The following is a 22834-nucleotide window of genomic DNA, read 5'->3' as shown; positions in this document are numbered from 1 at the left end:
GCACATTCCAGAACCGCAAACGGGGCAGATTCTGCCCCGTTCACATTTCTGCAATGAAAGCGGTCCGACAGCGCCGCGTTTGATATCGCTCGATGTTCTGATTCGACCCCCTAAAGTCGCCGCATCCGCCTGCCGTTAGCGGATTGCGGCCGGGGATTTCCCGGCCGACTAGCAACCCGCCGACTTTCCACGTCGGCGTATCCAGTACACGAGCATGAAGATAACGTCGCTGCGCAACCGCATTTTGCTTATTACCTGCTTTACGGTGGTGGGAGCGCTCACGCTCTCGGGCCTCATCACCTACCAGATCGTGCGCGACAACATGATGTCCACCATCGCCGCGACCCTGAACGCCGTGGCCTCCGGCAACGCCAGCGCCATCGAGCGCTGGTCGGCCGACAAGGCGCAGGCTGTCGACGCCACGGCGAAGGTGGTCGAGAAAGGCGATCCCCGGGGCCTGACCAAGCTCATGGGCGAGACCAACGGCTTTCCCATCACCACCATCGGCTGGTCCGACAAGACCTTCTTTTCCACCACCAAGACCGCGGCGGATTACGATCCGACCGCCCGGCCCTGGTACAAGAGCGCCGTGGCCGCCGGCAAGCTGACGATCACCAAGCCCTACGGTGATTCCAGCACCGGCGTGCTGTACGTGGCGTTTACTGCGCCGATGATCCGCAACGGCCAGACGACCGGCGTGCTGAGCGGCGCCGTGCCGCTCGACGGCGTGAAGGACATCATCAAGGCCATCCATCCCACCCCGTCCAGCAGCGCGTTCGTGCTGGGCACGGACGGCCAGGTGATTTCGCACCTGAACGACAAGCTGGCGCTCAAGCCGTCGACCGACATCTCGCCGGCCCTGACCGCCGAGGCGATTGCCGCCATGGCCCGCGACGGCGCAGCGCCCGTCGAGATTGCGCTGGACGGCGCGCAGAAGCTGTTGAAGGCGCGCCGCATTCCCGGCACCGACTGGTATCTGGTCGTGGCGCTGGACAAGACCGAGGCCACGGTCGGCCTGACGCAGGTGTTGAATGCCACCCTGATCTCGCTGGTGGTCCTGACGCTGGTGGCCGTGGGCATCGCCAGCGTGATCACGTCGCGCGCCTTCAAGCGTCTGTCCGCCGTGCGCGACGCCATGGACACCATCGGTTCCGGCGACGGCGACATGACGCACCGTCTGGCCGTGGTCGGTCATGACGAGGTCGCGCAGATTTCGGCCTCGTTCAACGCGTTCGTGGAGAAGATCACCCACGTCATGCGCGAGGTGCGCAGCGGCGTGCACTCGATGAGCGCCGCCACGCGCGAGATCGACATGGGCAACCGCGATCTGTCGCAGCGCACGGAAACGTCGGCCGCCTCGCTTGAGGAAACGTCGTCGGCGCTGACCGAGCTTGCGTCCAGCGTGCGTCAGACCGAGGAAACCGCCGAGCACGCGACGCGCCTGGCCGACGAAGCCAGCGCGGTCGCCGCACGCGGCGGGCAGGTGGTCAAGGACGCTGTCACCACCATGGACGAGATTTCGCAATCGTCGCGGCGCATCACCGAGATCATCCGCGTGATCGACGGCATCGCTTTCCAGACAAACATACTGGCGCTGAACGCGGCGGTCGAGGCTGCGCGTGCCGGCGAACAGGGCCGCGGTTTCGCGGTGGTGGCGGGTGAAGTGCGCACGCTCGCACAACGCAGCGCGGCTTCCGCGCAAGAGATCAAGACGCTGATCGAGGCGTCGGTGCAGAACGTGAAGAGCGGCACGGAACGCGTGCAGGCCGCCGGTTCGACCATGACCGAGATCGTCGACGGCATCAACCGCGTGCAGCGGATGGTGAGCGAGATCCACGGCGCCATGGCCGAGCAGAGCACGGGGTTGGGGCAGATCGACCGCTCTGTCGCCGACATGGACCAGGCCACGCAGCAGAACGCGGCGCTCGTCGAACAATCGACGGCGGCGTCGGGGATGTTGAGCGATCAGGCGCGCGTGTTGGCAGACGCCGTTGCGCGGTTCAAGCTGCGCGAGGAAGAAGCGGCCAGCGCCGGCCGGCTGATCGCACTGCCGCAGGGCTGATACGGAACCGCCGGCGGGGAGCTACTCCGCCGGCGTGCCTGCGGCTGGTTCGCCTGCCGCAGGCGAACCAGCCGCAGATTCTCCCCCCGTTTTCCGGGGCGGGCCGACCTGCTTGAGCACGGCAACCGCCGTCGCGACGACCTCCCCGTCCGCGCTCAATTCCCCCTGCATGAACACCAGCGACGACGTGGCCCGCGCCACGCGGCCGCGCACTTGCAGAAACTGTCCTTCGCGCGCCGCCGCCAGAAAATGCGTGTCCAGTTGCACCGTCACGCAGGCGCGCCGGCCCAGCGCTTCCCACGCAATCGCGCTGATGCCGTGGTCCAGCAGCGCGGTCAGCAATCCGCCGTGCACCACGCCTGCGGGATTCAGATGGTCGGCGGTGGTCAACAGGCCATAAGCCCAACCATCGTCCTCCTTGCGCACCCACAACGGCCCGATCAGGCCCGCAAACCCGGGCAGCGCGCGTTTGCGCCAACCGGGAGGAACGGCGGAATCGTCGGCGGAATGCGTGTCCATAGGTCTAGCTCCTGGCCGCCATCAGTTGCGACAACGCGCGCGCCTCCCCCTGCAGTTCCGCCGCCAGCGATTCCACGCGCGCCGCATCGAGTTGCTCGGCCAACCCCGCAGCCACCAATGCATGCGTCAGCCGCTGATGACTGTCGAACACCGGCACCGCGATCACGACGACGCCGTTGATGTAGTTGTTGCGGTCCACGCTGTAGCCCTGCCGCCGCACGGCGTCCACGTCGGCCTTCCACGCCGCGAACTCGGGCGCCTGATCCCAGCGCAGGGCCTTGAAGCGCCGCTCCAGTTCCTTCTCGGACAGATCCGCAAAAGCGGCGACCAACCGGCCCGTTGCGCTGATCAGCGCCGGAAAGCGGCTTCCCACGTCCACATGCAGGCGGAACGGCGCGTTGGACCGTGACAGCGCCAGCACCACCATGTGATCGCTGCCGGACACCTCGACGCCGATCGCGGTGACGCTGGCCGCGTTGGCGATGCGATCCAGCACGGGCTGCGCCAGCGCGGGGAACGGGTTGCTTTCGATCACGCTGCGCGCCAGCGTCAGCATGCCCACGCCCAGGCTGTAACGCTTGGCGCCGGGGTCGACCTTCACCAGGCCTTCTTCCACCAGGACGCGAAGAATGTGCAGGCACGTGCTGGTCACCATGCCCAGTTCCTGCGAGATGGCCTTCAGCGTCATGGGCTCGCCGCCCCGGCCCAGAAGGCGCAGGATCGCGATCGATCGCGTCACGGCCGGCACAGGCCGCACGCGCGGGCCGCCGGCGCTGGCAATTTCCGGGGTACCGGTTTCACTCATCGGGTTCTCCATTTTTATTGCGGCAAGCATACCGTGCGGCGCCCCCCTCGCGGGGCCGCCTCCACGCCCTTTTAATTGTCTATATACAATCAATAAACGTCATTGACAATTTATTTGGTGGCGCGCATAGTGGGTTCCACAGGTTGCCGACCCACACAGGTACGACGAAATGACGAAGCTGACCGATACCCTTTCCTACGCGGACGCCCAGGCGCTCTGTTCCTCGGACAAGCTCTGGGAGCTGTTCGATGGCAACCGCGAACACATGAACATCGCGCACGAATGCATCGACCGGCATGCGGACAAGGCCGAGCCGGCGATCATCCTGGTGCGCGCCGCCGGCGGGGACGAGACCTACTCGTTCCGCCAGATCGCCGAGGAATCCTCGCGTTTCGCGCACTACCTGGTTGAGCAGGGCATCCGCGCCGGCGACCGCGTCGCCGTCATGCTGGAACCGTCGCTGCCGTTCTACGTGGCCATGTTCGGCGCGATGAAAATGGGCGCCATCGCCGTGCCGCTCTTCACGCTGTTCGGCCCCGACGGCATCCGGTTGCGTGTTCAGGACTGCCAGCCGCGCATGCTGGTGACCAACGCCGAAAAGGCCCCGTTTGCCGCCGGCGGCGAGGACATGCGCGTGGTCATCGCCGACGACGCCTTTCTCGGCACACTGGCCGCCTACCCGCCCCATTACGAATGCCGCACGCGCGCCGACGATCTGGCCATCTTCCAGTACACGTCGGGCACGACGCGCGAGCTGCCCGACGCCGTCAAGCACACGCACCGCGCCCTGGTCACGCTGATGCTGGCCGCGCTGTACGGCACCGGCATCCGGCCCGGCGACCGCTACATGTGCCCGTCGTCGCCCGCCTGGGGACACGGCCTGTGGCACGGCACGCTGGCGCCGCTGGCGCTGGGCGTCACCATCGGCGCGTATGCCGGCAAGTTCAATGCCGAACGTCTGCTGCAGGCCTTGCAGGACCACCGTTTCACCAACATCTCCGCCGCCGCCACCCACTACCGGATGATGCGCAACAGCGGCGCGGCGGCACGCTACCGCTATCACCTGGACAAGGTGTCCTTCACCGGCGAACCCATCGACAGCGAAACCGCCGCCTTCGTCGAAGCCACCTTCGGCCGGCCCGTCTGCAGCATGTACGGCACGACGGAAATCGGCGTCTGCCTGGTCAACTATCCCGGCGCGCCGGACTTCACGGTCAAGGCCGGCTCGCTGGGCAAACCCGTACCGGGCTTGCGCGTCGAAGTGCAGGACGCCAACGGCCAGCCCTGCGCGCCCGGCGAAACCGGCGAGCTCAAGCTGTGGCGCCGCGACGCGTGGGTCGCCACCAAGGATCTCGGGCGCGTGGACGAAGACGGCTACTTCTGGCATGGGGGCCGCGCCGACGACGTCATCATCTCGGCCGGCTGGACCATGAGCGCCGTCGAGATCGAAGACGCCATCCTCAAGCACCGCGACGTAACGGAGGCCGCCGCCATCGGCGTGCCCGACCCGCTGCGCGGCCAGGTCGTCAAGGCCTTCGTGGTGTCGGCGCGCCCCGGCGACGACGCCTTCGTGCAGGAAATCCAGGACGCGGTGCGCAGCCGCCTGGCGCAGCACGAGTATCCGCGGCAGGTCGTGTTTGTGGCTGAACTGCCCAAGACGCCCGCCGGAAAGATCCATCGCAGGAAATTGCGGGAGCAAGAGCTTGCGACCGCCGACACCACGCCCGCCGGCGCCGCCCACGCCTAGGGCTACCCGGCACAGGCCACCTCTCAAACCCAGGAGACATCATGCTGACCCAGACCAAGACCGAACGCAGCTTTCCCAAGATCACCGAACGCGGGCTGGACGAGCTGCGCGAACGCATCGGCGTGAAGATCGGCGCCACCGCCGAGCCGTGGTGCTATGAAGCCACGCGCGACAACATCCGCCATTACGCCCACGGCATCGGCGACGACAACCCGCTGTGGTCGGACCCGGAGTACGCAGCCAAGACCCAGCACGGCGGCATCATCGCGCTGCCCAGCTTCCTGTTTGCCACCAGCCGCATCGTGTCCGGCTACGTGGGCGGGCTGCCCGGCGTGCACGCCATGTGGTCGGGCGCGGACTGGACCTGGCACAAGACGGTCAAGCGCAACGACATCATTTCCACCGAAGCGCACCTGAAGAACCTGATCGAACACCAGACCCGCTTTGCCGGCCGCGCCGTGCAGCAGATCTATCACGTGGACTTCTTCAACCAGGACGGCGACAAGGTCGCCGAGGCCGACAGCTGGTGCTTCCGCACCGAACGCGACCATGCGCGCGAACAGGGCAGCAAATACGCGGAAGTCCGCGCCCGCGAGCCGCGCCGCTACAGCCCCGAGGAAATCAAGGAAGCCTACAAGCTCTACGCCCAGGAAGAAGTGCGCGGCGCCACGCCGCGCTACTGGGAAGACGTGAAGGAAGGCGAGGAACTGCCCGTGATGTTCAAGGGCCCGATGACGGTCACCGGCTTCATCGCCTTCGCGCAGGGCTGGGGCGGCTTGTACATCCGGGCCAACAAGCTCGCGTGGCAGCTCATCGACGCGCATCCGGGCGTGGGCATCACCAACCGCTTCGGCATTCCCGATGTGCCCGAGCGCGTCCATTGGGAAGAAGACTTCGCGCTGGAAGTCGGCGCGCCGGGCGCCTACGACTACGGTCCCGAGCGCAACTCGTGGCTGACCCATCACCTCACCAACTGGATGGGCGACGCCGGGTTCCTGCGCAAGTCCACGTGCAAGATCCGCCGTCACAACCCCGAGGGCGACATGCTGTTCTTCAAGGGCAAGGTGGTGCGCAAGTACGTGGAAGACGGCCGTCACCTGGTCGAGATCGAACAGGAAGCGCGCAACCAGGACGACGAGCTTTCCGTCCTGGGTACCGGTGTGGTCGAATTGCCTACCCGCGCCTGACCGGCGGCAACCCCCAAGACGAGGTGGGCGATGTCTGATTCATCGGAACATGCTGCACCAAGCCCCGAGGCCCGTCCGCGGGGCGCGCTGGACGGCCTGCGCGTCATCGACCTGTCGCGCGTCCTGGCCGGTCCGCTGTGCACGCAGATGCTGGCGGACCAGGGCGCGGATGTCATCAAGGTCGAGCCGCCCGGCGGCGACGAAACGCGCACGCTGGGCCCGCCGGTCAACGCCGACGGCGACGCCGCCTACTTCACCGCCGTCAACCGCGGCAAGCGCGCCATCGGGCTGGACCTGTCCAAGCCCGCCGGCCGCGACGTGCTGCTGGCGTTGCTGGCCGACGCCGACGTGCTGATCGAGAACTTCATCCCCGGCACGATGGCCAAGTGGGGCCTGGACTACGAGGCGGACCTGAAGCCCCGCTTTCCCCAGCTCATCCACTGCGCCATCACGGGCTTCGGCGAAGACGGGCCGCTGGGCGGCCTGCCCGGCTACGACGCGGTGCTGCAGGCCATGTGCGGCTTGATGAGCATCAACGGCGAGTCCGCCGGCGGACCGACCCGCGTCGGCGTGCCCATCGTTGACCACCTGACCGGCTACACCGCGCAGTCCGGCATCCTGCTGGCGCTTTACCACCGGGCGCGCACGGGCCTTGGCCAGCGGGTCGAGGTCACCCTGTTCGACACCGCGCTCAGCCTGCTGGTGCCGCATGCCGCCAACTGGATGCACACCGACCAGACGCCGGGCCTCCTGGGCAGCGCGCATCCCAACATCGCGCCGTATGACCGCTACGCCTGCCGCGATGGCGAGATATTCCTGGGCGTCGTCAACGACCGCCAGTTCCGCCGCTTCTGCGACTACGCGGGCCTGCCATCGTTGCCGGACGATCCGCGCTTTGCCACCAACCGGGCGCGGCTGTCGCACCGCGACGCGTTGCGGGACGCCATCGAAAGCGCCCTGGCGTCGCGTGCGCGCGATGCGCTGTGCGCGGAACTGATGAAGCTTGGCGTGCCGGCTGGCCCGGTCAACAGCGTGCCCGAAGCCTTTGCGCAGGCGCATACCGCGCATCGCGGCATGCGCGTCGATCGCGATGGCTATCACGGCATCGGTCCCGCAGTCCGGCTGTCGCAAGCGCCCGCGCGCGTGGACCGGCTGCCGCCCGCCTATGCACAGCACACCGTCGAAGTCCTCCGGGAGGCCGGCTTCGGCGATTCACAGATCGCGGCGTTGCAGGAACAGGGCATCCTGCCGCGATGGCCGCCTCCCAAGCCCTAGCCGCAATCCGATGCAGCCATATATAAAAACGAGGAGACCACCATGAAGACCTTACGCCTGATCGCCGCGCTAGCGGCGCCGCTGCTGTTCGCGCAGCCCGCCGCGGCCGCCGACAGCTATCCCTCCAAACCCGTCAAGATCATCGTCCCCTACCAGGCCGGCCAGGGCACCGACGTCGCCGCCCGCTATCTGGCCGAATACCTGGCCCGCGACCTGGGCCAACCCTTCATCGTGGAGAACCGCCCCGGCGCGGGCGGCAACATCGGCGCGTCCGAAGCCGCGCGCGCCGCGCCCGACGGCTACACGCTGCTGATGGGCACCAACGGCACGCACGTGCTGAACCAGTACATGTACGCGTCCACCAACTTCGACCCGGAGAAGGACTTCGCGCCCGTCATGCTGGTCAGTTCGTTTCCCATGGTGCTGCTGACGACGCCGTCCTCGCCCTACGCCAGCCTGGCCGACTTGCGCAACAGCGCCAAGGCCAAGCCCGACAGCGTCAACGTCGGCATGCCCAGCACCACCGCGCGCCTGGTGTACGAACTGCTCAAGCAGCAGGGCGTCAACAGCGTTCGCGGCATTCCCTACAAGGGCTCGGCCACCGCCACGACGGACCTCTTGGGCGGCCAGGTGCAGGTCGGCATCGACACCGTCAGCGCCGCGCGCTCGTTCATCACCAGCGGCAAGCTGCGCCCGTTGGCGGTGACGTCGTTGAAGGAGTCGGCCCTGCTGCCCGGCGTGCCGTCGGTGGCGGGACAGGGGCTGGATGGGTTTCAGGTGATCGCGTGGAACGGCCTGTATGCGCCGAAGGGCACGCCGCCGGCGGCGATCAAGCGATTGAACGAGGACCTGGCCAAGATCCTGGCGCGGCCGGAAGTGAAGCAGAAGCTGCTGGATCTGGGGCATGAACCGGGCGGCGGCACGCCCGAGGAACTGGCCGCGTTTGCACGCAGCGAACGGCAGAAGTGGCAGCCGCTGATCGTGCAGGCGGGGTTGAAGGCGGAGTGACTTCGGCGTAACCGTCAGCGTTGAGCGGCAACGCGGCGCAGGTCGTTCCACTGCGCCGCGGGTGCGACCGGCAACCGCATGAGCCAAAGCCGCCTTACGACCGGCCCGCAGCAAGCCTCAACCCACCAACCGCCACCGCTGCCATCGCAAGCGCGCACAACACGGCGGCCATCACAAACGTCGTGTGCAACCCGGCCGACAGTTGAGCGGGCGCGGCATCAACCAGCGCCGTCGCCCCGGCGCCAACGGCAAACACCGCGCCCATCGCCGACGCACCGGTAATCAACCCTAAGTTGCGAGACAGGTTCAACATGCCAGACACGGCGCCGCGATCGCTGCTGCCCGCCCCGGCCATGACCGCGGTGTTGTTGGCTGCCTGAAACAGCGCATACCCGGCCGTCAGCATGCACAACGCGACAACATACCCCGTCACTCCGAACGCTTCCGACGCCACGGGCAGCATCGCCGATGCGCCCGTCATTGTCATCAGCGCGGCGAGCGTCATAGGCCGGGCGCCATACCGGTCCACGCAGCGGCCGGCAGGTACGCCCGCCAGGGCAGCAACGAGTGAGCCGCAAGACATCGCCATTCCGACGCGCATCGCGTCCAGGCCCAAAGCCCCTGCCAGAAAGAACGGCCCAACCACCAAGGTGGCCATCATCACCGTCGCGACCAGCGCGTTGGCCGCGAACCCGCCCGCCAGCACGGGACTGGCCATCATCGCCGGCCGCACCAGCGGGTTTGCCGTCCGCGACTGCACCCACGCAAACAGGCCCGCGCCGCCCGCCGCCGCCGCAATCAGAACACCGTTGATCTTGCCGAAGCTGCCGCGTCCGAGCGTCATGGCCAGCGCGTAGACCGCCAGCGTCAGCGACAGCAGCACACTGCCCAGCCAATCAAAACGCATCTTCCGCGCCGCAGCGCGTTGCGGATCGCGGGGCAGATGCCGCCACGCCAGCCAGAACGCCAGCAGACCGAGCGGCAGATTGACGAGAAAGATCGCCCGCCATCCCGGACCCGCGATCAGCGCGCCGCCCAGCGTCGGCCCGAGTGCGGTGCCGGCCGCCGACATCGTGCCCAACAGACCCATGGCGCTGCCCGCCCTTCCCTTCTGCGTTGCCTCGCCGGCAAAGGCCATGGCCAGCGTCATCAGCACAGCCGCGCCCAGGCCCTGCGCGGCGCGCGCGGCCACCAGGGTCCACAGTCCGGGCGCGGCTGCGCACGTCACGGAAGCGACCGTAAACCAGGCGATCCCGGCCAGCATCAGGCGCCGGCGACCGATCAGGTCGCCCAGCCGTCCGGCGCTGACCACGGCGGTCGTGATGGCCAGCAGGTAGGCCAGCACCACCCATTGCACCGCCTGAAACGACGCGCCAAATGCGTGGGTGAACGCGGGCAGGCCCACGTTGGCGATGCTGGTGCCCAGGGACGCCAGCAGCATCGACAGGGACAGGCAGGCCAATAGCGAGAGGCGGGAGGGGGATGACGATACGGGCGAAGCGGCGAGCGACATGATGGCGACGTGCAAAGGGAAAATGGAATCCCAGCGTATGCCTCTCCCATGCCTGGCGGAAGACGCAGCATTTGCAGCAAATACCTGCATGTGACGCCATGCCAAATTCAGGCGCGGATTTCGCCGGCGTGCTACGTTTGCCGCATGTCCGCGCCCGACCTCAACCTTCTCATCACCCTGGATGCGCTGCTCTCCGAGGGCAGCGTGGCCGGCGCCGCCCGGCGTCTGCGCCTGAGTCCTTCCGCCATGAGCCGCGCGTTGGCGCGGCTGCGCGACACCACGGGCGATCCGCTGCTGGTGCGCGCCGGACGAGGTCTGGTTCCAACGCCCCGGGCGCTGGCGCTGCGCGAGCAGGTCGGCGGGCTGGTCAGGGATGCGCAAGCCGTGCTGCGTCCCTCGCAAGACCTTGATCTCGCATCGCTCGTTCGCACCTTCACGCTGCGCGTCACGGATGGCTTCGTAGAGAACTTTGGCGCGCGTCTGCTCGCGCTGATTGACGACGAAGCGCCGGGGGTGCGGTTGCGCTTCATGCAGAAACTGGACAAGAACAGCGCGCCGCTGCGCGAAGGCGCTGTGGACCTGGAAACCGGGGTGGTGGGCGAGTCGGCCAGTCCTGAACTGCGCACGCGGGCGCTGTTTCAGGATCGGTACATCGGCGTCATGCGCGCCGCCCATCCGCTGGCGCGCGGCAACGTCACGCTGACGCGTTATTTGGCAGCGCGCCACATTCTGATATCGCGCCGCGGACGGGAATCAGGCCCCATGGATGAAACCCTGGCGCAGGCCGGCCGCGCGCGCCAGATCGCCACGATTGCGGGCAGCTATTCAACGGCGCTGGCGCTGGCCCGCGAAACCGACATGATCGCCACGGTGCCCGATCGGCACACCGCCGTGATGCGCGAGGGCATGCGCAGCTTTGCGCTGCCGTTCGCGATGGCGCCCTTTACGGTGTCGATGCTGTGGCATCCGCGAATGGACGGCGATGCCGCCCATCGCTGGCTGCGCGGCATCGTGCTTCAGGCTTGCGGGACGGGCGCTCTCCGATAGGTCCGCTCAGAAAGGAGCGCGCCGGCGGCGCGCACAAATTCCGCCGGCGGGCGTTATTGCTTGGGCGCGCTGGCCACCAGTGCGTCGAACTGCTTGTCCAGTTCCGCCAGCGAATCGCGGATATGCGCGCGGCGCGCCTTGATCCACTTGTCCTGCGCGGCCAGCTGTTCGCGCGCGGCCTGAATCATGCGATCCATTTCCTTGGGCTGCGGACCGCCGATGGTGGCGCGGTTCTTCACGATGGCCACAGGGTCCAGCGTCGAGCGGAACTCGGCTTCGCTCATCGGCAGGTCGGTGCCGTACTTCGAGTCCTTCATTGCGTCGGCATAGATGCGGCGCGCCTGTTCATACGGAAAATCCAGCGGCTTGATGTTGTTCGCCTTGGCGTACGACACGACCTCGGACGCAAAGTGATGGCCCGCACGGAACGGCAGCTTGTACTTGTGCATCAGCACGTCCGCCAGCTCCTGCGAGGCCGTCCAGTCGCTGTTCAGCTCTTCCAGCGCACGGTCGGGGCTGATGACCATGGCCTTGAGCACGCGATCCCAGCGCTTGAGCGCCGAAATGCCGCTATCGACCATCGCGGAATTCTGCTTCACGTCCTTGGGATCGCTCATGCCCGGCGTGATGTTGTGCGTCTGCAGGACCGGCCCCATCGCCAAGGTCACTGCGGTGGATGCGTCGCTGCGCGTGTCGTTGAGCAGGCCCGGATTGCGCTTTTGCGGCATGGCGCTGGACACGTACGTGTTGCCGCCCCCTTCTTCCAGCAGGATCCACGGGCGCGACTGGGCGTATTGGGTCATGACGTCCTCGACGAAATTACCCGTGCGCAGCGCAATGCTGGTGACGATGGAGGCGACCTCGACGGGCTGGTCCATGGACGAGATCTGCGAGGCGTCGTAGGCGTTGTCGACCAGCGCCTCGAAGCCCAGGTATTGGGCCATGCGCTTGCGGTCCAGCGGCCAGCTCGTGCCGTTCAGCACGGTGGTGCCCATGGGCGACCGGTCGATGCGGACATAGGCTTCGCGGATGCGTTGCGCGTCCCGCGCCAGACCTGCGGCCTGACCCAGCAGATAGTGTCCGTAACTGTTGGGCTGCGCGGCCACGCCGTTGGTGTAGTTGGGCACGATGGTGCCCGCGTGCTTGGCCGCCAGCTCCACCAGCGTGGTGGACGTGGCGTTCAACTGATCCGCCAGATCCAGCAGCTTGTCGCGCAGGATGGCGCTGCGATAGGTGGCGTGCATGTCCTGGCTGGAACGGCCGGCGTGCAGCAGGGTGATGTCTTCGCCCGCGGCCTTGATCAGCAGCGGTTCAAAGGTGATGACGGTGGCCGGCCGTTTGGCCCCGGGCTGGTTGCCGTCGTGGATGACTTTTGCGACGCCAGCCGCCAGCCGTGGCGCCATGGACTTGTCGAGCAGGCCTTCGTCGGCGTTGATCACCGTGGTGGCCTTGTTGATTTCTCCCAACCAGAAGAAGGGGTCGCGCGGCGGAGATTGCTGCGCGGTGGCCGCATTGCCGGCCAGCGTTAGCACCAGGGCGGCGCCCAGGGTGGGAAGAAACTGTCTCATGGCGTTCTCGTTATAGGGGTGACCGGACAGTGTATCGGAGCGCGTTTTCGCCGGACACCCGGTATTGCACGGAGGCGCGGGAGCCTGACAACGGGCTGAGCGAAGATAGGCCGCCGACGCAAAAAAAGCCGGCCTCCGAAGAGGCCGGCCTTTCGCATCCGCCGAGACGGAATGCCTTAGAAGCGCCAGCTCACGTTGACGGTGCCGGTGTTCTGACGGTTGCCGTCGCCGAATTGACCCGAGTAAGCCAGGCCCAGCGTGGCGTTCTTGCTCATTGCCAGGTCCACGCCCACTTCCATCACAGCCGCGTCACGCGCCAGCGGGTTGCCCGCCACGGTGAACGGCTGGCTGCCGTCGAACGACATCGTGGCTTCCGGATTGACGTCGCCGTAGGCATGGCGCCAGCCCAGCATGCCGCGCAGACGGCCCGCGGTGTCCTTCACGTCAAACGTGGTCTGCGCGCGCAGGCCCAGCGTGGTGGTGCCCACGTTGTTGGTGCTGCTGCGACCGCTCAGCGCGGCGTCACCGCCCGACTCCGAGAAGCCGCGGGTGCGCAGGTCGCTGAAGTCGGCGCCAAAGAACGGTTCCAGCGTGACACGGTCGTTCAGCGGGATCGCGTAGCCGACGTCGGTGAAGACCTGGCCGGTGCTGGCGCTGTAGTCAGCCTTCAGTTCCTGGTACTGGCCTGCCGCGTTGATGTTGCGCTTGCTGTCGATGTCATGCCACGTGTAGGCCAGGCCAGCGGTGAAGTTGATCTTGCCCGAGCCGGCTTCGAACGACTTGCCGCCGTACAGGATCGCGCTGTAGCTGTTCACGTCGGACTTGGCCGAACGGTCGTCCACGGTGATGCGGCTGTCGGTGTAACCGAACGCGCCACCCAGGCGCCAACCGTTGCCCACGCCGTGGTCGCCGCCAACGAAGATGCCGACATCGCGTTCACGGGACTTGGCGACGTTACCGTTGCCGTCCATCGAGCGCCAGTTGCCGAAGGCCTGCGCCCACAGCGGCTGCGCGTTCGAACGCGGCAGCATGGAGGCGTCGCCGCGGCCGACTTGCGCCGTGGGCGGGCCGGGGATGAAGCCGGCGTTCATGTTGGCGCGCAGTTGTGCCGTGGGCAGGCTGGCGACGTTGTTGCTGACGTTCTGCATCGCCGACACGCTGCTGCCGAACGATTCGCCGGACAGGTCGGCGAACACGCCGGCCGGGGCGCCGTTGGGCAGGTTCAGGACGCGGGTGTACAGGCTGCTGTTCTTGGGCAGGCTTTGCACGGCATTCGCCGCCGAACGCTGGTTGCTGGTCACGGCCAGGTCAGCAAATTCGATGGGACGGGTCTCTCCGCCATTGTTGCCGCCGGTGTTGCCGCCGTTGTCGATGGGCTTGCTGTCCGGTTCGGTCGACACCTGCTTCAGATCGACAGTCAGCACGACGTCGTTACCCTGGTGGCTCAGCGTCGGCTGCAGATAGGCCAGGTTGCTGGACAGGCTGTCGAATTGCCCGTTCAGATTGCCGGCGGACAGGATGGTGTAGCTGGTCGAGGGCGCATACGTGCCGCCCTCGCCGACGTGCACCACGGAACCCGCCAGATTCGCCGTGCCGGTGACGTTCACGCGGTCGCTCTTGCCATCGGGCGTGGCGTCGACGCGATAGGTCGAACCCGGCTTGAACGTCAGGTCGCCATTGACCGTCAGGGTGCCGATCTGCGCCCCGGTGGGGTTGACCGACATGTTGGCGCCGGGCGCGGCCATTATCATCACGTGGTTCGACGACGCGGCGGTGCCCGGCGACAGGGTCGCGCCGGATTCCAGCGTGGTCATGCCGACGTTGCCGGTGCCGGCCAGCGTGCCCTTCACCGTGAGCAGACCGTTCAATTTCTTGTCGGACAGCGTCAGCGTCTTGCCCTCGGCAACGTTCACGGCGCCGACCGTAATGGAGCCTTGCGGTGCGTAGTCGGTGTTGATGTTCACCGTGCTGCTGCCGCCGCCGCTGCTGGCCATGAGGCTGTGCTGATTGTCGTCGCCGATGATGGCGCCGTAGATGTTGCCGCCATCGATGTTCAGCGTGGAGCCACCGAGGCGCACGTCGCCCACGATGGAGCCGGTGTTCGTGATGACCATCGGCGTATAGGCGCCCTCCACATCGACCGCGACGCCGTTGGACAGCGTGGAAGTGCCCAGGGCATTGATGTAGCCGGCGTTGACGATGCCGCCCTGCACTACCGAACCGCCGCTCACTACGACGCCGCCCCAGATGTTGCCGTTATTCTCGATGCGGCCGCCGACCAAGCTGCCGTTGGAGACTTCAATCCCGTTGCCGCTCGACTGGTAAATGGGGCTGATGCTGGTGGTGAAGATATCGCCGTTGTTGACAATGTTGCCAATGACCGTGCTGTTGTCGGTAATCGTCAAACTGGAACCGATATTCACCGTGCCACCTGCGCGGCCGAAAATGATCTGCCGAGTGTTCATTTCGCCGTTGTTGACCATGTTGCCGACCGTGCTACCCGATACCAGTACTGCGTAGACCGTGCCGTCGGCTTCATTGCGGATCGCGCCGTTCAGGGTCGAGCCCGACTCAATCGTGATGGCGGCTTCGTGGTATCCCCCTTCCAGCAACGTGCGGTTGATGAAGTCGCCGTTACGCTTCGCGACGTTCTCCATGCGCATGAAAGGATAGTTCGTCGAGGACGTGTTCACGAGATCGCCGTTGTACTCGGGGATCACCTGGCCGTCGTGCCAGTTGGGGCCCGTCTGCGCCAATGCGAACGGCGCGGCGAGCGGAGAAACACTGAGGCTCAGCAATACGGCAATGCGGGTAAGCGGAAAGCGACCAGACATTTTGTGTTGACCAGGTAGGTTTCGTGTTTGAACCGGCCTCCGAAGAGGCCGGCCTTTTCTTGCGTCGAGGCGGATCGCCTTAGAAGCGCCAGCTCACGTTGACGGTGCCGGTGTTCTGACGGTTGCCGTCGCCGAACTGACCCGAGTAAGCCAGGCCCAGCGTGGCGTTCTTGCTCATCGCCAGGTCCACGCCCACCTCCATCACGGCTGCGTCACGCGCCAGCGGGTTGCCCGCCACTGTGAACGGCTGGCTGCCGTCGAACGACATCGTGGCTTCCGGATTGACGTCGCCGTAGGCATGGCGCCAGCCCAGCATGCCGCGCAGACGGCCCGCGGTTTCCTTCACGTCAAACGTGGTTTGCGCGCGCAGGCCCAGCGTGGTGGTGCCCACGTTGTTGGTGCTGCTGCGACCGCTCAGCGCGGCGTCGCCGCCCGACTCCGAGAAGCCGCGGGTGCGCAGATCGCTGAAGTCGGCGCCGAAGAACGGTTCCAGCGTGACGCGGTCGTTCAGCGGAATCGCGTAGCCGACGTCGGTGAAGACCTGGCCGGTGCTGGCGCTGTAGTCCGCCTTCAGCTCCTGGTACTGGCCCGCCGCGTTGATGTTGCGCTTGCTGTCGATGTCGTGCCACGTGTACGCCACGCCGGCCGTGAAGTTGATCTTGCCCGAACCGGCTTGGAACGACTTGCCGCCGTACAGGATCGCGCTGTAGCTGTTCACGTCGGACTTGGCCGAACGGTCGTCCACGGTGATGCGGCTGTCGGTGTAGCCGAACGCGCCGCCCAAACGCCAACCGTTGCCCACGCCGTGGTCGCCGCCGACGAAGATGCCGACGTCGCGTTCACGCGACTTGGCCACGTTGCCGTTGCCGTCCATCGTGCGCCAGTTGCCGAAGGCCTGTGCCCACAGCGGCTGCGCGTTCGAACGCGGCAGCATGGAGGCGTCGCCGCGGCCGACCTGCGCCGTGGGCGGACCGGCCACGAAGCCGGCGTTCATGTTGGCGCGCAGTTGTGCCGTGGGCAGGCTGGCGACGTTGTTGCTGACGTTCTGCATCGCCGACACGCTGCTGCCGAACGATTCGCCCGACAGGTCGGCGAACACGCCGGCCGGGGCGCCATTGGGCAGGTTCAGGACGCGCGTGTACAGGGTGCTGGTCTTGGGCAGGCTTTGCACGGCATTCGCGGCGGAGCGCTGGTTGCCGGTCACGGCCAGATCGGCGAATTCGATGGGGCGGGTGCCGCTGTCAGTGTTGCCGCCGCCATTACCGGTGTTGCCGCCGCCATTACCGGTGTTGCCGGTGTTGCTGCCGTTATCAACGGGCTTGCCCGGAATCGGCTTGCTGTCCGGCTCGGTCGGCACCTGCTTCTTGTCGAGCGTCAGCACGACCTGGTTGCCTTGATGGCTGAGCGACGGTTGCAGGAAGGCCATGTCGCTGGTCGCGCTGTCGAAGTGGCCGTTCAGGGTGTTGGCCGACAGGATGGTGTAGGCCGTCGATTCGGCATACGTGCCGCCCGAACCCACGTGCACCACGGAGCCCGCCAGATTGGCCGTGCCGGTGACCTTAACGCGGTCGCTCTGGCCCTCGGCGGTGGCGTCGACGCGATAGGTCGAGCCCGGCTTGAAGGTCAGGTCGCCATTCACCGTGATGGTGCCGATCGGCGACGGAGGGGTGACGACAACCGGCGACACCGACATCATGAAGATGTGGTTCGACTGCGCGGCGGCGTTGGGCGACAGGGTCGATCCCGACTCCAAGGTCGTCGGGCCGACTTCGCCGGAACCCGCCAGCGTGCCCTTCACGTTCACCAGGCCCTTCATGGTGTTGCCGTTCAGCGTCAGCGTCGCGGCCGGCGCGACGTTGATCTGGCCGACGCTGATCTTGGAGGTTGCCCCGAAGTCGCCATTGATGTTCATGATGGCGTCGGGGCCCACGACGCCGCCCGTAATGGTGCCGCCGGTGATGTCCAGGGTGGACGTGCCAAGCATCACGTCGCCGGCGATCGTGCCGCCGTTGACGATCGTCATCGGCGCGCTGGCGCCGGCGACGTCAAGGGCAATGCCATCCATCTTGGCATTGATGACGCCGTTGTTGACGATGCCGCCGGTGACCGTGCCGTCCGAGACAACGATGCCCGCGTCAATGCTTCCGTTGTTGATGATCTTGCCCAGGACCGTGCCCGAGGTGATCACTTCGATGCCGACGCCCGAACTGTACTCGCCCGAAATCCGATATTCGTTGATGATGTCGCCCTTGACCATGGAACCGGCCGAGATGCTGATGCCGGCGCGATTGCTGGTCAGTTGCCGGGCGGCCTGGTTGATGATCGAGCCATTCACGGTCGATCCCTGTACCTTGATGCCGCCATTGGGGCTGAAGCGCATCGGCCACATCAAGCCATCGTTCACGACGTCGCCGTCCACGATCGTGCCGCCGACCAGGCTGATCGAGGTGTAATCCCCAACGTTGACAACGGTGGGCGCATTACCCGCATGGAGGATGTAGTCGGTGGGCTGTGCAAGCGCCGACGGGGCGGAAAACGGCAAGCTCAGGCTAAGCAAAGCGGCGAGGCGAGTAAGCGGAAAGCGGCGAGACATTTTGTAGTGACCATGTAAATTTCGTGTCTGAAATGTACCGATCATTGCAAAACGGAATCTGAGCGAATCTGAGCAACTTGTAATAGGTGCAGCCGCCTCTCGTCGAATAGGCGCAAATAGGCCCAAAAAACGGCGCTTTTCCCCGATTTGCACGGTCCGCGGCCCGCGAGGGCTGGCGCGGAATGGATGCATCTACGCAACAATTGCCCCGCACTTCGCAATATTCGCGGAAGCGCCGCAGCCTTCAGTCGGCTCGCAGGTGAGGCAACGTAATGCAAAAGCGCACCGGCTCGACGCCCCCGGCCGCTTCCAGTGCCACCGAACCACCCAGCCGCGCTGCGATGGAACTGACCAGATACAGCCCCAGTCCCGCCCCCGGATGCCGGGTGGCATTCTGCCCCCGATAGTATTTCTGAAACAGCCGTTCTTGCTCTCCGGCCGGAATGGCGCTGCCGGGATTGGAAACCGTAATGCGCAGCTGGTCCCCGTCCTCGCGCACCGACACGCTGACCGTCCCGCCCTCGGCGCAATGCCGATCGGCATTGGCCAGCAGGTTGCGCAGCGCGATCCGCAGCAGGCCCGCGTCGCAGTCAAGCGTCCGGGTCTGCGTTTCGTAGGCGCATTGCACCCTGCCCGGCGGATACTCGCTTGCCAGATCCTGCAGCAGCGCGGGCAGGTCGCACCGGGTCAAGCGCAGTTCGGCGCGCGGCTCGCGCATGCGGTCATCGGTCAGGTATTCGTCCACCAGCGCCAGCAGGCGCGTGGCCGCATTGCGGATGTTGGCGCAACGCGCCAGGCTTTTTTCCAGCGGCGCGGCAAGGTTGCGGCCAAGCTGCTGCGCCGACGTCGTGATGATCGCCAGCGGGGTGCGGAATTCGTGCGACACCATCGCCACGAATTCGCGCTGCTCCGTGAACATCTGCCGTTCCTTTTCCAGCGACGTGCGCAGCTCGCCCTCCAGCGCCACTCGCCGTTCGATCTCGCCTTGCATTTCGGCCGTGCGCAGCGCAACTTCGCGTTCCAGCCAGTGGCTGTGCTGGCGTGCCAGATCGGCCGCCAGGTTGGCCTGCTGCAGTTCGCGGACGCGGCGGCGGCGTTCGTAACGGCCAACAATGAACAGACTGAGCAGCAGCATGTGCAGCATCGTGCCCAGCGTGGAAACGTATTCGGTGAAGGCGTTGACCGGAAACACCCCGAGGTTGCGCAGGAAAGCGATCAGCACGCCCAGGTAGAACACCCCGAACGCCAACGCGAAAAAGCGCGCCGGCCGCCAGCCGCGCTTGAGCAGATAAGCCGCCAGCGTGGTGAAGCCCACGATCACCAACAGCGCCAGCGCCTGAATCGGCTGCATGCCGGCGCCGTAGTGCCCCGTCACGATCAGCGCGGAGCAGATCGCGGCGATGCCCCAGAACAGCCAGTCCAGCCAGCGCACGGCGCGCGGATACAAAGCTTCCAGGTTCAATTGGCGGCACGCAACGCGCAGCGCCACCGGCAGGCTGACGGCGATGCCAACGCCCAGCAGCCTATCGCTCCAGGCTACCGGCAGGCCGGTCAACTGCTGCACCAGCCCCAGCGACAGGACCTCGTTGAAAACGCAATTGCCGATGTAGGCCAGGAACAATCCGCTCATCGGCGCACGCGTGACCAGCCAGAACGCCGCGTGCGCGCAGATCAGCAGCAGATAGAAGCCGAAATACAGCCCGAACAGCAGGCCCTCGCGGCGCGACTGGTTGTCGAACGCCAGCCGCTGCCAGACTTCCAGCCGCGTCGCCATGGCGTTCTTGCTTTGCAACCGCACCAGGATGACGTACTCGCCTGGCTTGGACGGATTGAACTGGATCACGGGGCTGCGATAGTCCACCGGCCATTTGCGCCGCGCCAGATCCTCGCCGCTGCGTCCCAGCATCGTCCAGCCGCCGCCATGGCCCACGTAGATGCGCGCGTCGTCCAGCAGTGCGTTGGTCAGGCGCAGCATCCAGCCGCCGTGCATGACCTTATCGACCTGCACGGGCAGGCGCAGCCAGATCGTCGCGGGCGTGAAGCCGGCGCTCAGGCTGCCCGGCAGCGGCGTCCAGCCGTTCGCGCTGGCGGCATTTCCCACGTCGAGCTCGCCATCGGGATCGATCAGGCGCTCAAGATGCCCGGCCGCGTCCTGGACGCTATGGAAGCCATCCAGGCGCAGCGGCTCGGCGCGCGCCGGTGCGGCCGCGGCCAGGCCCGCGAACAGGCAGGCCAGCAGCGTCAGCCACAGCGTGGCCCTGGAGTAACATTCCCGTTTCATCAATCGCAATCTACGCAGCATTTCCGTGCAACCCGGCAGATTACACCAGCCCCTCACGCTGCATTCCTCAGGCGCTTCATGCCTGAAGTGATCCTGCTCGAAGATGAACCCGTGCTGCGTCAGGAGCTCGGCGAATTCCTCGAAGAGCTGGGATACGCCCCCTCGTGCGTGTCCAGCCTGCAGGAATTCGACCAGCGTTTCGACCCCGCCCGCCATCATCTGGCCGTCATCGACATCGGTCTCCCGGATGGCTGCGGCCTGGACCTGATTCAGCGTCTGCGCCACGAAGGCCAGCAAGTGGGCATCGTGGTGTTCAGCGCGCGACAGACCGGTCCTGACCGGATTTCGGGCCTGGGCATGGGCGCCGACCATTATCTGGGCAAGGGTTGCGACCTGGACGAACTGGCTGCGACGCTGGCCGCGCTGGTGCGCCGGCTGGGGCTGCCTCAGCCGGGCCGGGATCAGCCGCCTTTGAGCTGGCTGCTTGAAATCGGCCCCCGCCGCCTGCACATTCCTGGCGCGGCGGCCATGCCGCTGTCGCAGCAGGACCTGACCGTGCTGCATTGCCTGATGAGCCAGCCCGGCGAAAACATCAGCCGCCGGCAGATCGTCGAAGCCCTCGGCGCCGATTACCTGGACTACGACCAACGCCGGCTCGATACGCAGATGCGCCGGCTGCGCCGCCGCGTCGAAGCCCTGAGCGGCCAGACGCTGCCCGTCAAGACACTGCGCAGCAGCGGCTACTGCTTCTATCAGGCTGCAAAGGTCAAGGACTGATCGCGGCCGCGCCGCGCATCAGGCTTCGGCCGCCCGGCAGAACGTGATCTGGAAACGACCCGGCAGTTCAAACGCCACGTGATGCCGCACGCCGGGTTCGATCACCACCTGCTGGCCCGCGGTCAGCACGGCTTCGGTATGCGGGGCCTCGTCCAGCACAAAACGCAGCACGCCCGCGTGCACCTTCAACAGTCCCCACGTGCCGGCCTTGGTGGAATGCGCCGCCTTCAGCGCGTCCGGCAGGTTGTCCGGCGTGAACACGGGACTGTCCTTATAGGGCTGCACGCCGGGCGGCAAGCGGTCGGGCAGGCTGGCGATGTGCGCCCGCGCCTGCCAGACGGCCCACAGCTTGGCCGCGATGCGATCGGCCATTGCGTCCGCCGTCGTCTGCAGCTGCGCGTGTCCCAGCGCCGCCGTCGTGGCGTGAAAGAGCGCCAGCCAACGTTCAAAGAGCGGCCACGACAGATCTGGAATGCGCGCATGCGCCGGGATCGGCGCTCCCTTGAAGCGGCGCGTGCCCAGCACCAGCGACGACCAGAAATCGCAGAGCAGCGACAGATGATGGTCCCAGTCCTTCACGCGCGCATTGAAGATCGGACCCAGCACCTCGTCTTCGCGCACCTTGGCGTAGAAGGTGTGGACCAGCCTGCGGATGTCGTCTTCGGTGGGGGCTGGCGTCGGGCTAGCGGGTTCGGATTGCGGCGTGAAAGGCATGAAAGGCGGGAAGCGCTTGGACGTGAGAACGCCTGCCATTCTCCGCACGCCGCGCGTCCGGTCACATGACGAAGGTCATTGGCGCGCGCGCCTTTTCACGTCACGCGACCGCATAAAAAGCGCGCCCGATCCCGGCGCACGCGTGCGTTTGAGCGTGTCAGAACGGCCGTTTGGCCGTCATCGACAGGCTGGCCAGATGGGCCGGATCAGTCACCACCCACTGGCTACGCTTACCGCTGATATAGCCCTGCGCCTGCCAGTCGTTCAGCAGCCGGCTCAGCGTTTCAGCGCGTATGCCCAAATGCGCCGCAAGCTGGCGCTGGTTCAGCGGCAGCGTCAGCGTGGCGCCCTGCCGTTCCTGCAGCCCCGTCAGGTAGTTCGCCAGCCGTTCCGCAGCGGAACTGGACGTCATCCAGTCGACCTTGTTCACCTGGTCATAAACCGCCTGGCTCATACCGGCCAGCAGCTTGAGCGCCAGATCGGGCCAGCGCCGGCACGCGTCGTGCAGCTTCGTGCGGGCCAGGCGCCAGCACTGTACATCCGTCCGTGCGCGCGCCTGCATCGGATAGCGGCCGTGCGGCATGAACATCGCGGCCTCGGCCATCAGCTGCCCTGGCTCGAAAACCCGGAACACGCGCTCGTCGCCGTTGTAGCTGTAGCGCATGACCTCGGCTTGCCCGGTTTCAACCAGCAGGTAGTGGCGCGCCTCGTCGCCTTCGCCGAACAGGATCTGCCCGGCCGGCGCCCGCAGCACACTCGCATCGAGCAGAAGATCGTCGGCCACGCCCGCCGGTAATCCGGCCAGCAGCGGATGCTGTGCAAGCAGGCGGACGGCCGCCGCGCGCGGCTCGAGCACATTGATATTTGTCATTCTGGGTCTTTCGGCTTGAGTGTGAGAATAAAA

General features: G+C 66.4%; 16 protein-coding genes. 7 read left to right on the top strand and 9 right to left on the bottom strand.

The window, feature by feature from the left end; translation table 11 throughout:
* Window positions 1-214 precede the first annotated feature (214 nt).
* A complete protein-coding gene (locus KW836_RS07160; protein ID WP_218342838.1) occupies window positions 215-2062 on the top strand; it encodes a methyl-accepting chemotaxis protein in 1848 nt (615 codons plus the stop codon).
* A gap of 21 nt (window positions 2063-2083) precedes the next feature.
* Here the strand turns inward: KW836_RS07160 and KW836_RS07155 are convergent, their stop codons facing one another.
* Complete coding sequence (locus tag KW836_RS07155; RefSeq protein WP_218342837.1) at window positions 2084-2581, bottom strand: PaaI family thioesterase; 498 nt, start codon at window positions 2579-2581, stop codon at window positions 2084-2086.
* A gap of 4 nt (window positions 2582-2585) precedes the next feature.
* Window positions 2586-3386, bottom strand: coding sequence for an IclR family transcriptional regulator (locus KW836_RS07150; protein ID WP_175137867.1), 801 nt, complete (start codon window positions 3384-3386; stop codon window positions 2586-2588).
* Window positions 3387-3555: 169 nt separating this feature from the next.
* Here KW836_RS07150 and KW836_RS07145 point away from each other — a divergent pair, with 169 nt between their 5' ends.
* Genes KW836_RS07145 through KW836_RS07130 form a run of 4 tightly spaced genes read left to right on the top strand, consistent with a single transcriptional unit; the run spans window position 3556 to window position 8603 of the window.
* Entirely contained in the window at window positions 3556-5133 is a 1578-nt protein-coding gene (locus tag KW836_RS07145; protein ID WP_218342836.1) for an acyl-CoA synthetase, read from the top strand.
* Between the two features lie 41 nt (window positions 5134-5174).
* On the top strand, window positions 5175-6320 hold the full coding sequence (locus KW836_RS07140; RefSeq protein ID WP_175122412.1) for a MaoC family dehydratase N-terminal domain-containing protein: 1146 nt from the start codon (window positions 5175-5177) through the stop codon (window positions 6318-6320).
* Window positions 6321-6350: 30 nt separating this feature from the next.
* On the top strand, window positions 6351-7595 hold the full coding sequence (locus KW836_RS07135; protein WP_218342835.1) for a CaiB/BaiF CoA-transferase family protein: 1245 nt from the start codon (window positions 6351-6353) through the stop codon (window positions 7593-7595).
* Between the two features lie 42 nt (window positions 7596-7637).
* On the top strand, window positions 7638-8603 hold the full coding sequence (locus KW836_RS07130; RefSeq protein WP_175184727.1) for a tripartite tricarboxylate transporter substrate binding protein: 966 nt from the start codon (window positions 7638-7640) through the stop codon (window positions 8601-8603).
* A 94-nt stretch (window positions 8604-8697) separates the two neighbouring features.
* Here KW836_RS07130 and KW836_RS07125 read toward each other — a convergent pair whose 3' ends face one another.
* Window positions 8698-10116, bottom strand: a complete 1419-nt coding sequence (locus KW836_RS07125; RefSeq protein WP_218342834.1) for an MFS transporter — start codon at window positions 10114-10116, stop codon at window positions 8698-8700.
* A 144-nt stretch (window positions 10117-10260) separates the two neighbouring features.
* Between KW836_RS07125 and KW836_RS07120 the strand changes: the two genes are divergently transcribed.
* Window positions 10261-11163, top strand: a complete 903-nt coding sequence (locus tag KW836_RS07120; RefSeq protein ID WP_218342833.1) for a LysR family transcriptional regulator — start codon at window positions 10261-10263, stop codon at window positions 11161-11163.
* Window positions 11164-11216: 53 nt separating this feature from the next.
* Here the strand turns inward: KW836_RS07120 and KW836_RS07115 are convergent, their stop codons facing one another.
* From KW836_RS07115 to KW836_RS07100, 4 genes are all read right to left on the bottom strand, one after another.
* Window positions 11217-12731 carry an argininosuccinate lyase gene (locus KW836_RS07115; RefSeq protein ID WP_175137873.1) on the bottom strand — a complete coding sequence of 505 codons (1515 nt, stop codon included), beginning with the start codon at window positions 12729-12731 and terminating at the stop codon, window positions 11217-11219.
* Between the two features lie 176 nt (window positions 12732-12907).
* Window positions 12908-15565 carry an autotransporter outer membrane beta-barrel domain-containing protein gene (locus KW836_RS07110; protein ID WP_218342832.1) on the bottom strand — a complete coding sequence of 886 codons (2658 nt, stop codon included), beginning with the start codon at window positions 15563-15565 and terminating at the stop codon, window positions 12908-12910.
* A 79-nt stretch (window positions 15566-15644) separates the two neighbouring features.
* Window positions 15645-18158, bottom strand: coding sequence for an autotransporter outer membrane beta-barrel domain-containing protein (locus tag KW836_RS07105; RefSeq protein ID WP_218342831.1), 2514 nt, complete (start codon window positions 18156-18158; stop codon window positions 15645-15647).
* A 244-nt stretch (window positions 18159-18402) separates the two neighbouring features.
* The gene (locus tag KW836_RS07100; RefSeq protein ID WP_218342830.1) at window positions 18403-20439 is read right to left on the bottom strand and encodes a sensor histidine kinase; all 2037 of its coding nucleotides are present in this window, start codon (window positions 20437-20439) and stop codon (window positions 18403-18405) included.
* A 78-nt stretch (window positions 20440-20517) separates the two neighbouring features.
* Between KW836_RS07100 and KW836_RS07095 the strand changes: the two genes are divergently transcribed.
* On the top strand, window positions 20518-21216 hold the full coding sequence (locus KW836_RS07095) for a response regulator transcription factor (protein WP_218342829.1): 699 nt from the start codon (window positions 20518-20520) through the stop codon (window positions 21214-21216).
* An 18-nt stretch (window positions 21217-21234) separates the two neighbouring features.
* On the opposite strand, the gene KW836_RS07090 is transcribed toward KW836_RS07095, so the two are convergent.
* Window positions 21235-21969, bottom strand: a complete 735-nt coding sequence (locus tag KW836_RS07090; RefSeq protein WP_255595157.1) for a DUF1971 domain-containing protein — start codon at window positions 21967-21969, stop codon at window positions 21235-21237.
* A gap of 118 nt (window positions 21970-22087) precedes the next feature.
* Entirely contained in the window at window positions 22088-22801 is a 714-nt protein-coding gene (locus KW836_RS07085; protein WP_218342828.1) for a Crp/Fnr family transcriptional regulator, read from the bottom strand.
* Between the last annotated feature and the right edge of the window lie 33 nt (window positions 22802-22834).

Origin of the sequence: Achromobacter sp. ACM05 (assembly GCF_019218915.1) — a bacterium.
Lineage (GTDB): Bacteria > Pseudomonadota > Gammaproteobacteria > Burkholderiales > Burkholderiaceae_B > Achromobacter > Achromobacter animicus.
The sequence above is the reverse complement of the archived record's forward strand: the minus strand, read 5'-3'. Positions and strand labels throughout refer to the sequence as shown.

Coding starts and splice junctions, on each gene's coding strand:
- KW836_RS07130 (WP_175184727.1), top strand. CDS start 7,638: ATGAAGACCTTACGCCTGATCGCCGCGCTAGCGGCGCCGCTGCTGTTC.
- KW836_RS07085 (WP_218342828.1), bottom strand. CDS start 22,801: ATGACAAATATCAATGTGCTCGAGCCGCGCGCGGCGGCCGTCCGCCTG.
- KW836_RS07125 (WP_218342834.1), bottom strand. CDS start 10,116: ATGTCGCTCGCCGCTTCGCCCGTATCGTCATCCCCCTCCCGCCTCTCG.
- KW836_RS07145 (WP_218342836.1), top strand. CDS start 3,556: ATGACGAAGCTGACCGATACCCTTTCCTACGCGGACGCCCAGGCGCTC.
- KW836_RS07095 (WP_218342829.1), top strand. CDS start 20,518: ATGCCTGAAGTGATCCTGCTCGAAGATGAACCCGTGCTGCGTCAGGAG.
- KW836_RS07090 (WP_255595157.1), bottom strand. CDS start 21,969: ATGGCAGGCGTTCTCACGTCCAAGCGCTTCCCGCCTTTCATGCCTTTC.
- KW836_RS07120 (WP_218342833.1), top strand. CDS start 10,261: ATGTCCGCGCCCGACCTCAACCTTCTCATCACCCTGGATGCGCTGCTC.
- KW836_RS07155 (WP_218342837.1), bottom strand. CDS start 2,581: ATGGACACGCATTCCGCCGACGATTCCGCCGTTCCTCCCGGTTGGCGC.
- KW836_RS07105 (WP_218342831.1), bottom strand. CDS start 18,158: ATGTCTCGCCGCTTTCCGCTTACTCGCCTCGCCGCTTTGCTTAGCCTG.
- KW836_RS07115 (WP_175137873.1), bottom strand. CDS start 12,731: ATGAGACAGTTTCTTCCCACCCTGGGCGCCGCCCTGGTGCTAACGCTG.
- KW836_RS07110 (WP_218342832.1), bottom strand. CDS start 15,565: ATGTCTGGTCGCTTTCCGCTTACCCGCATTGCCGTATTGCTGAGCCTC.
- KW836_RS07150 (WP_175137867.1), bottom strand. CDS start 3,386: ATGAGTGAAACCGGTACCCCGGAAATTGCCAGCGCCGGCGGCCCGCGC.
- KW836_RS07100 (WP_218342830.1), bottom strand. CDS start 20,439: ATGAAACGGGAATGTTACTCCAGGGCCACGCTGTGGCTGACGCTGCTG.
- KW836_RS07140 (WP_175122412.1), top strand. CDS start 5,175: ATGCTGACCCAGACCAAGACCGAACGCAGCTTTCCCAAGATCACCGAA.
- KW836_RS07160 (WP_218342838.1), top strand. CDS start 215: ATGAAGATAACGTCGCTGCGCAACCGCATTTTGCTTATTACCTGCTTT.
- KW836_RS07135 (WP_218342835.1), top strand. CDS start 6,351: ATGTCTGATTCATCGGAACATGCTGCACCAAGCCCCGAGGCCCGTCCG.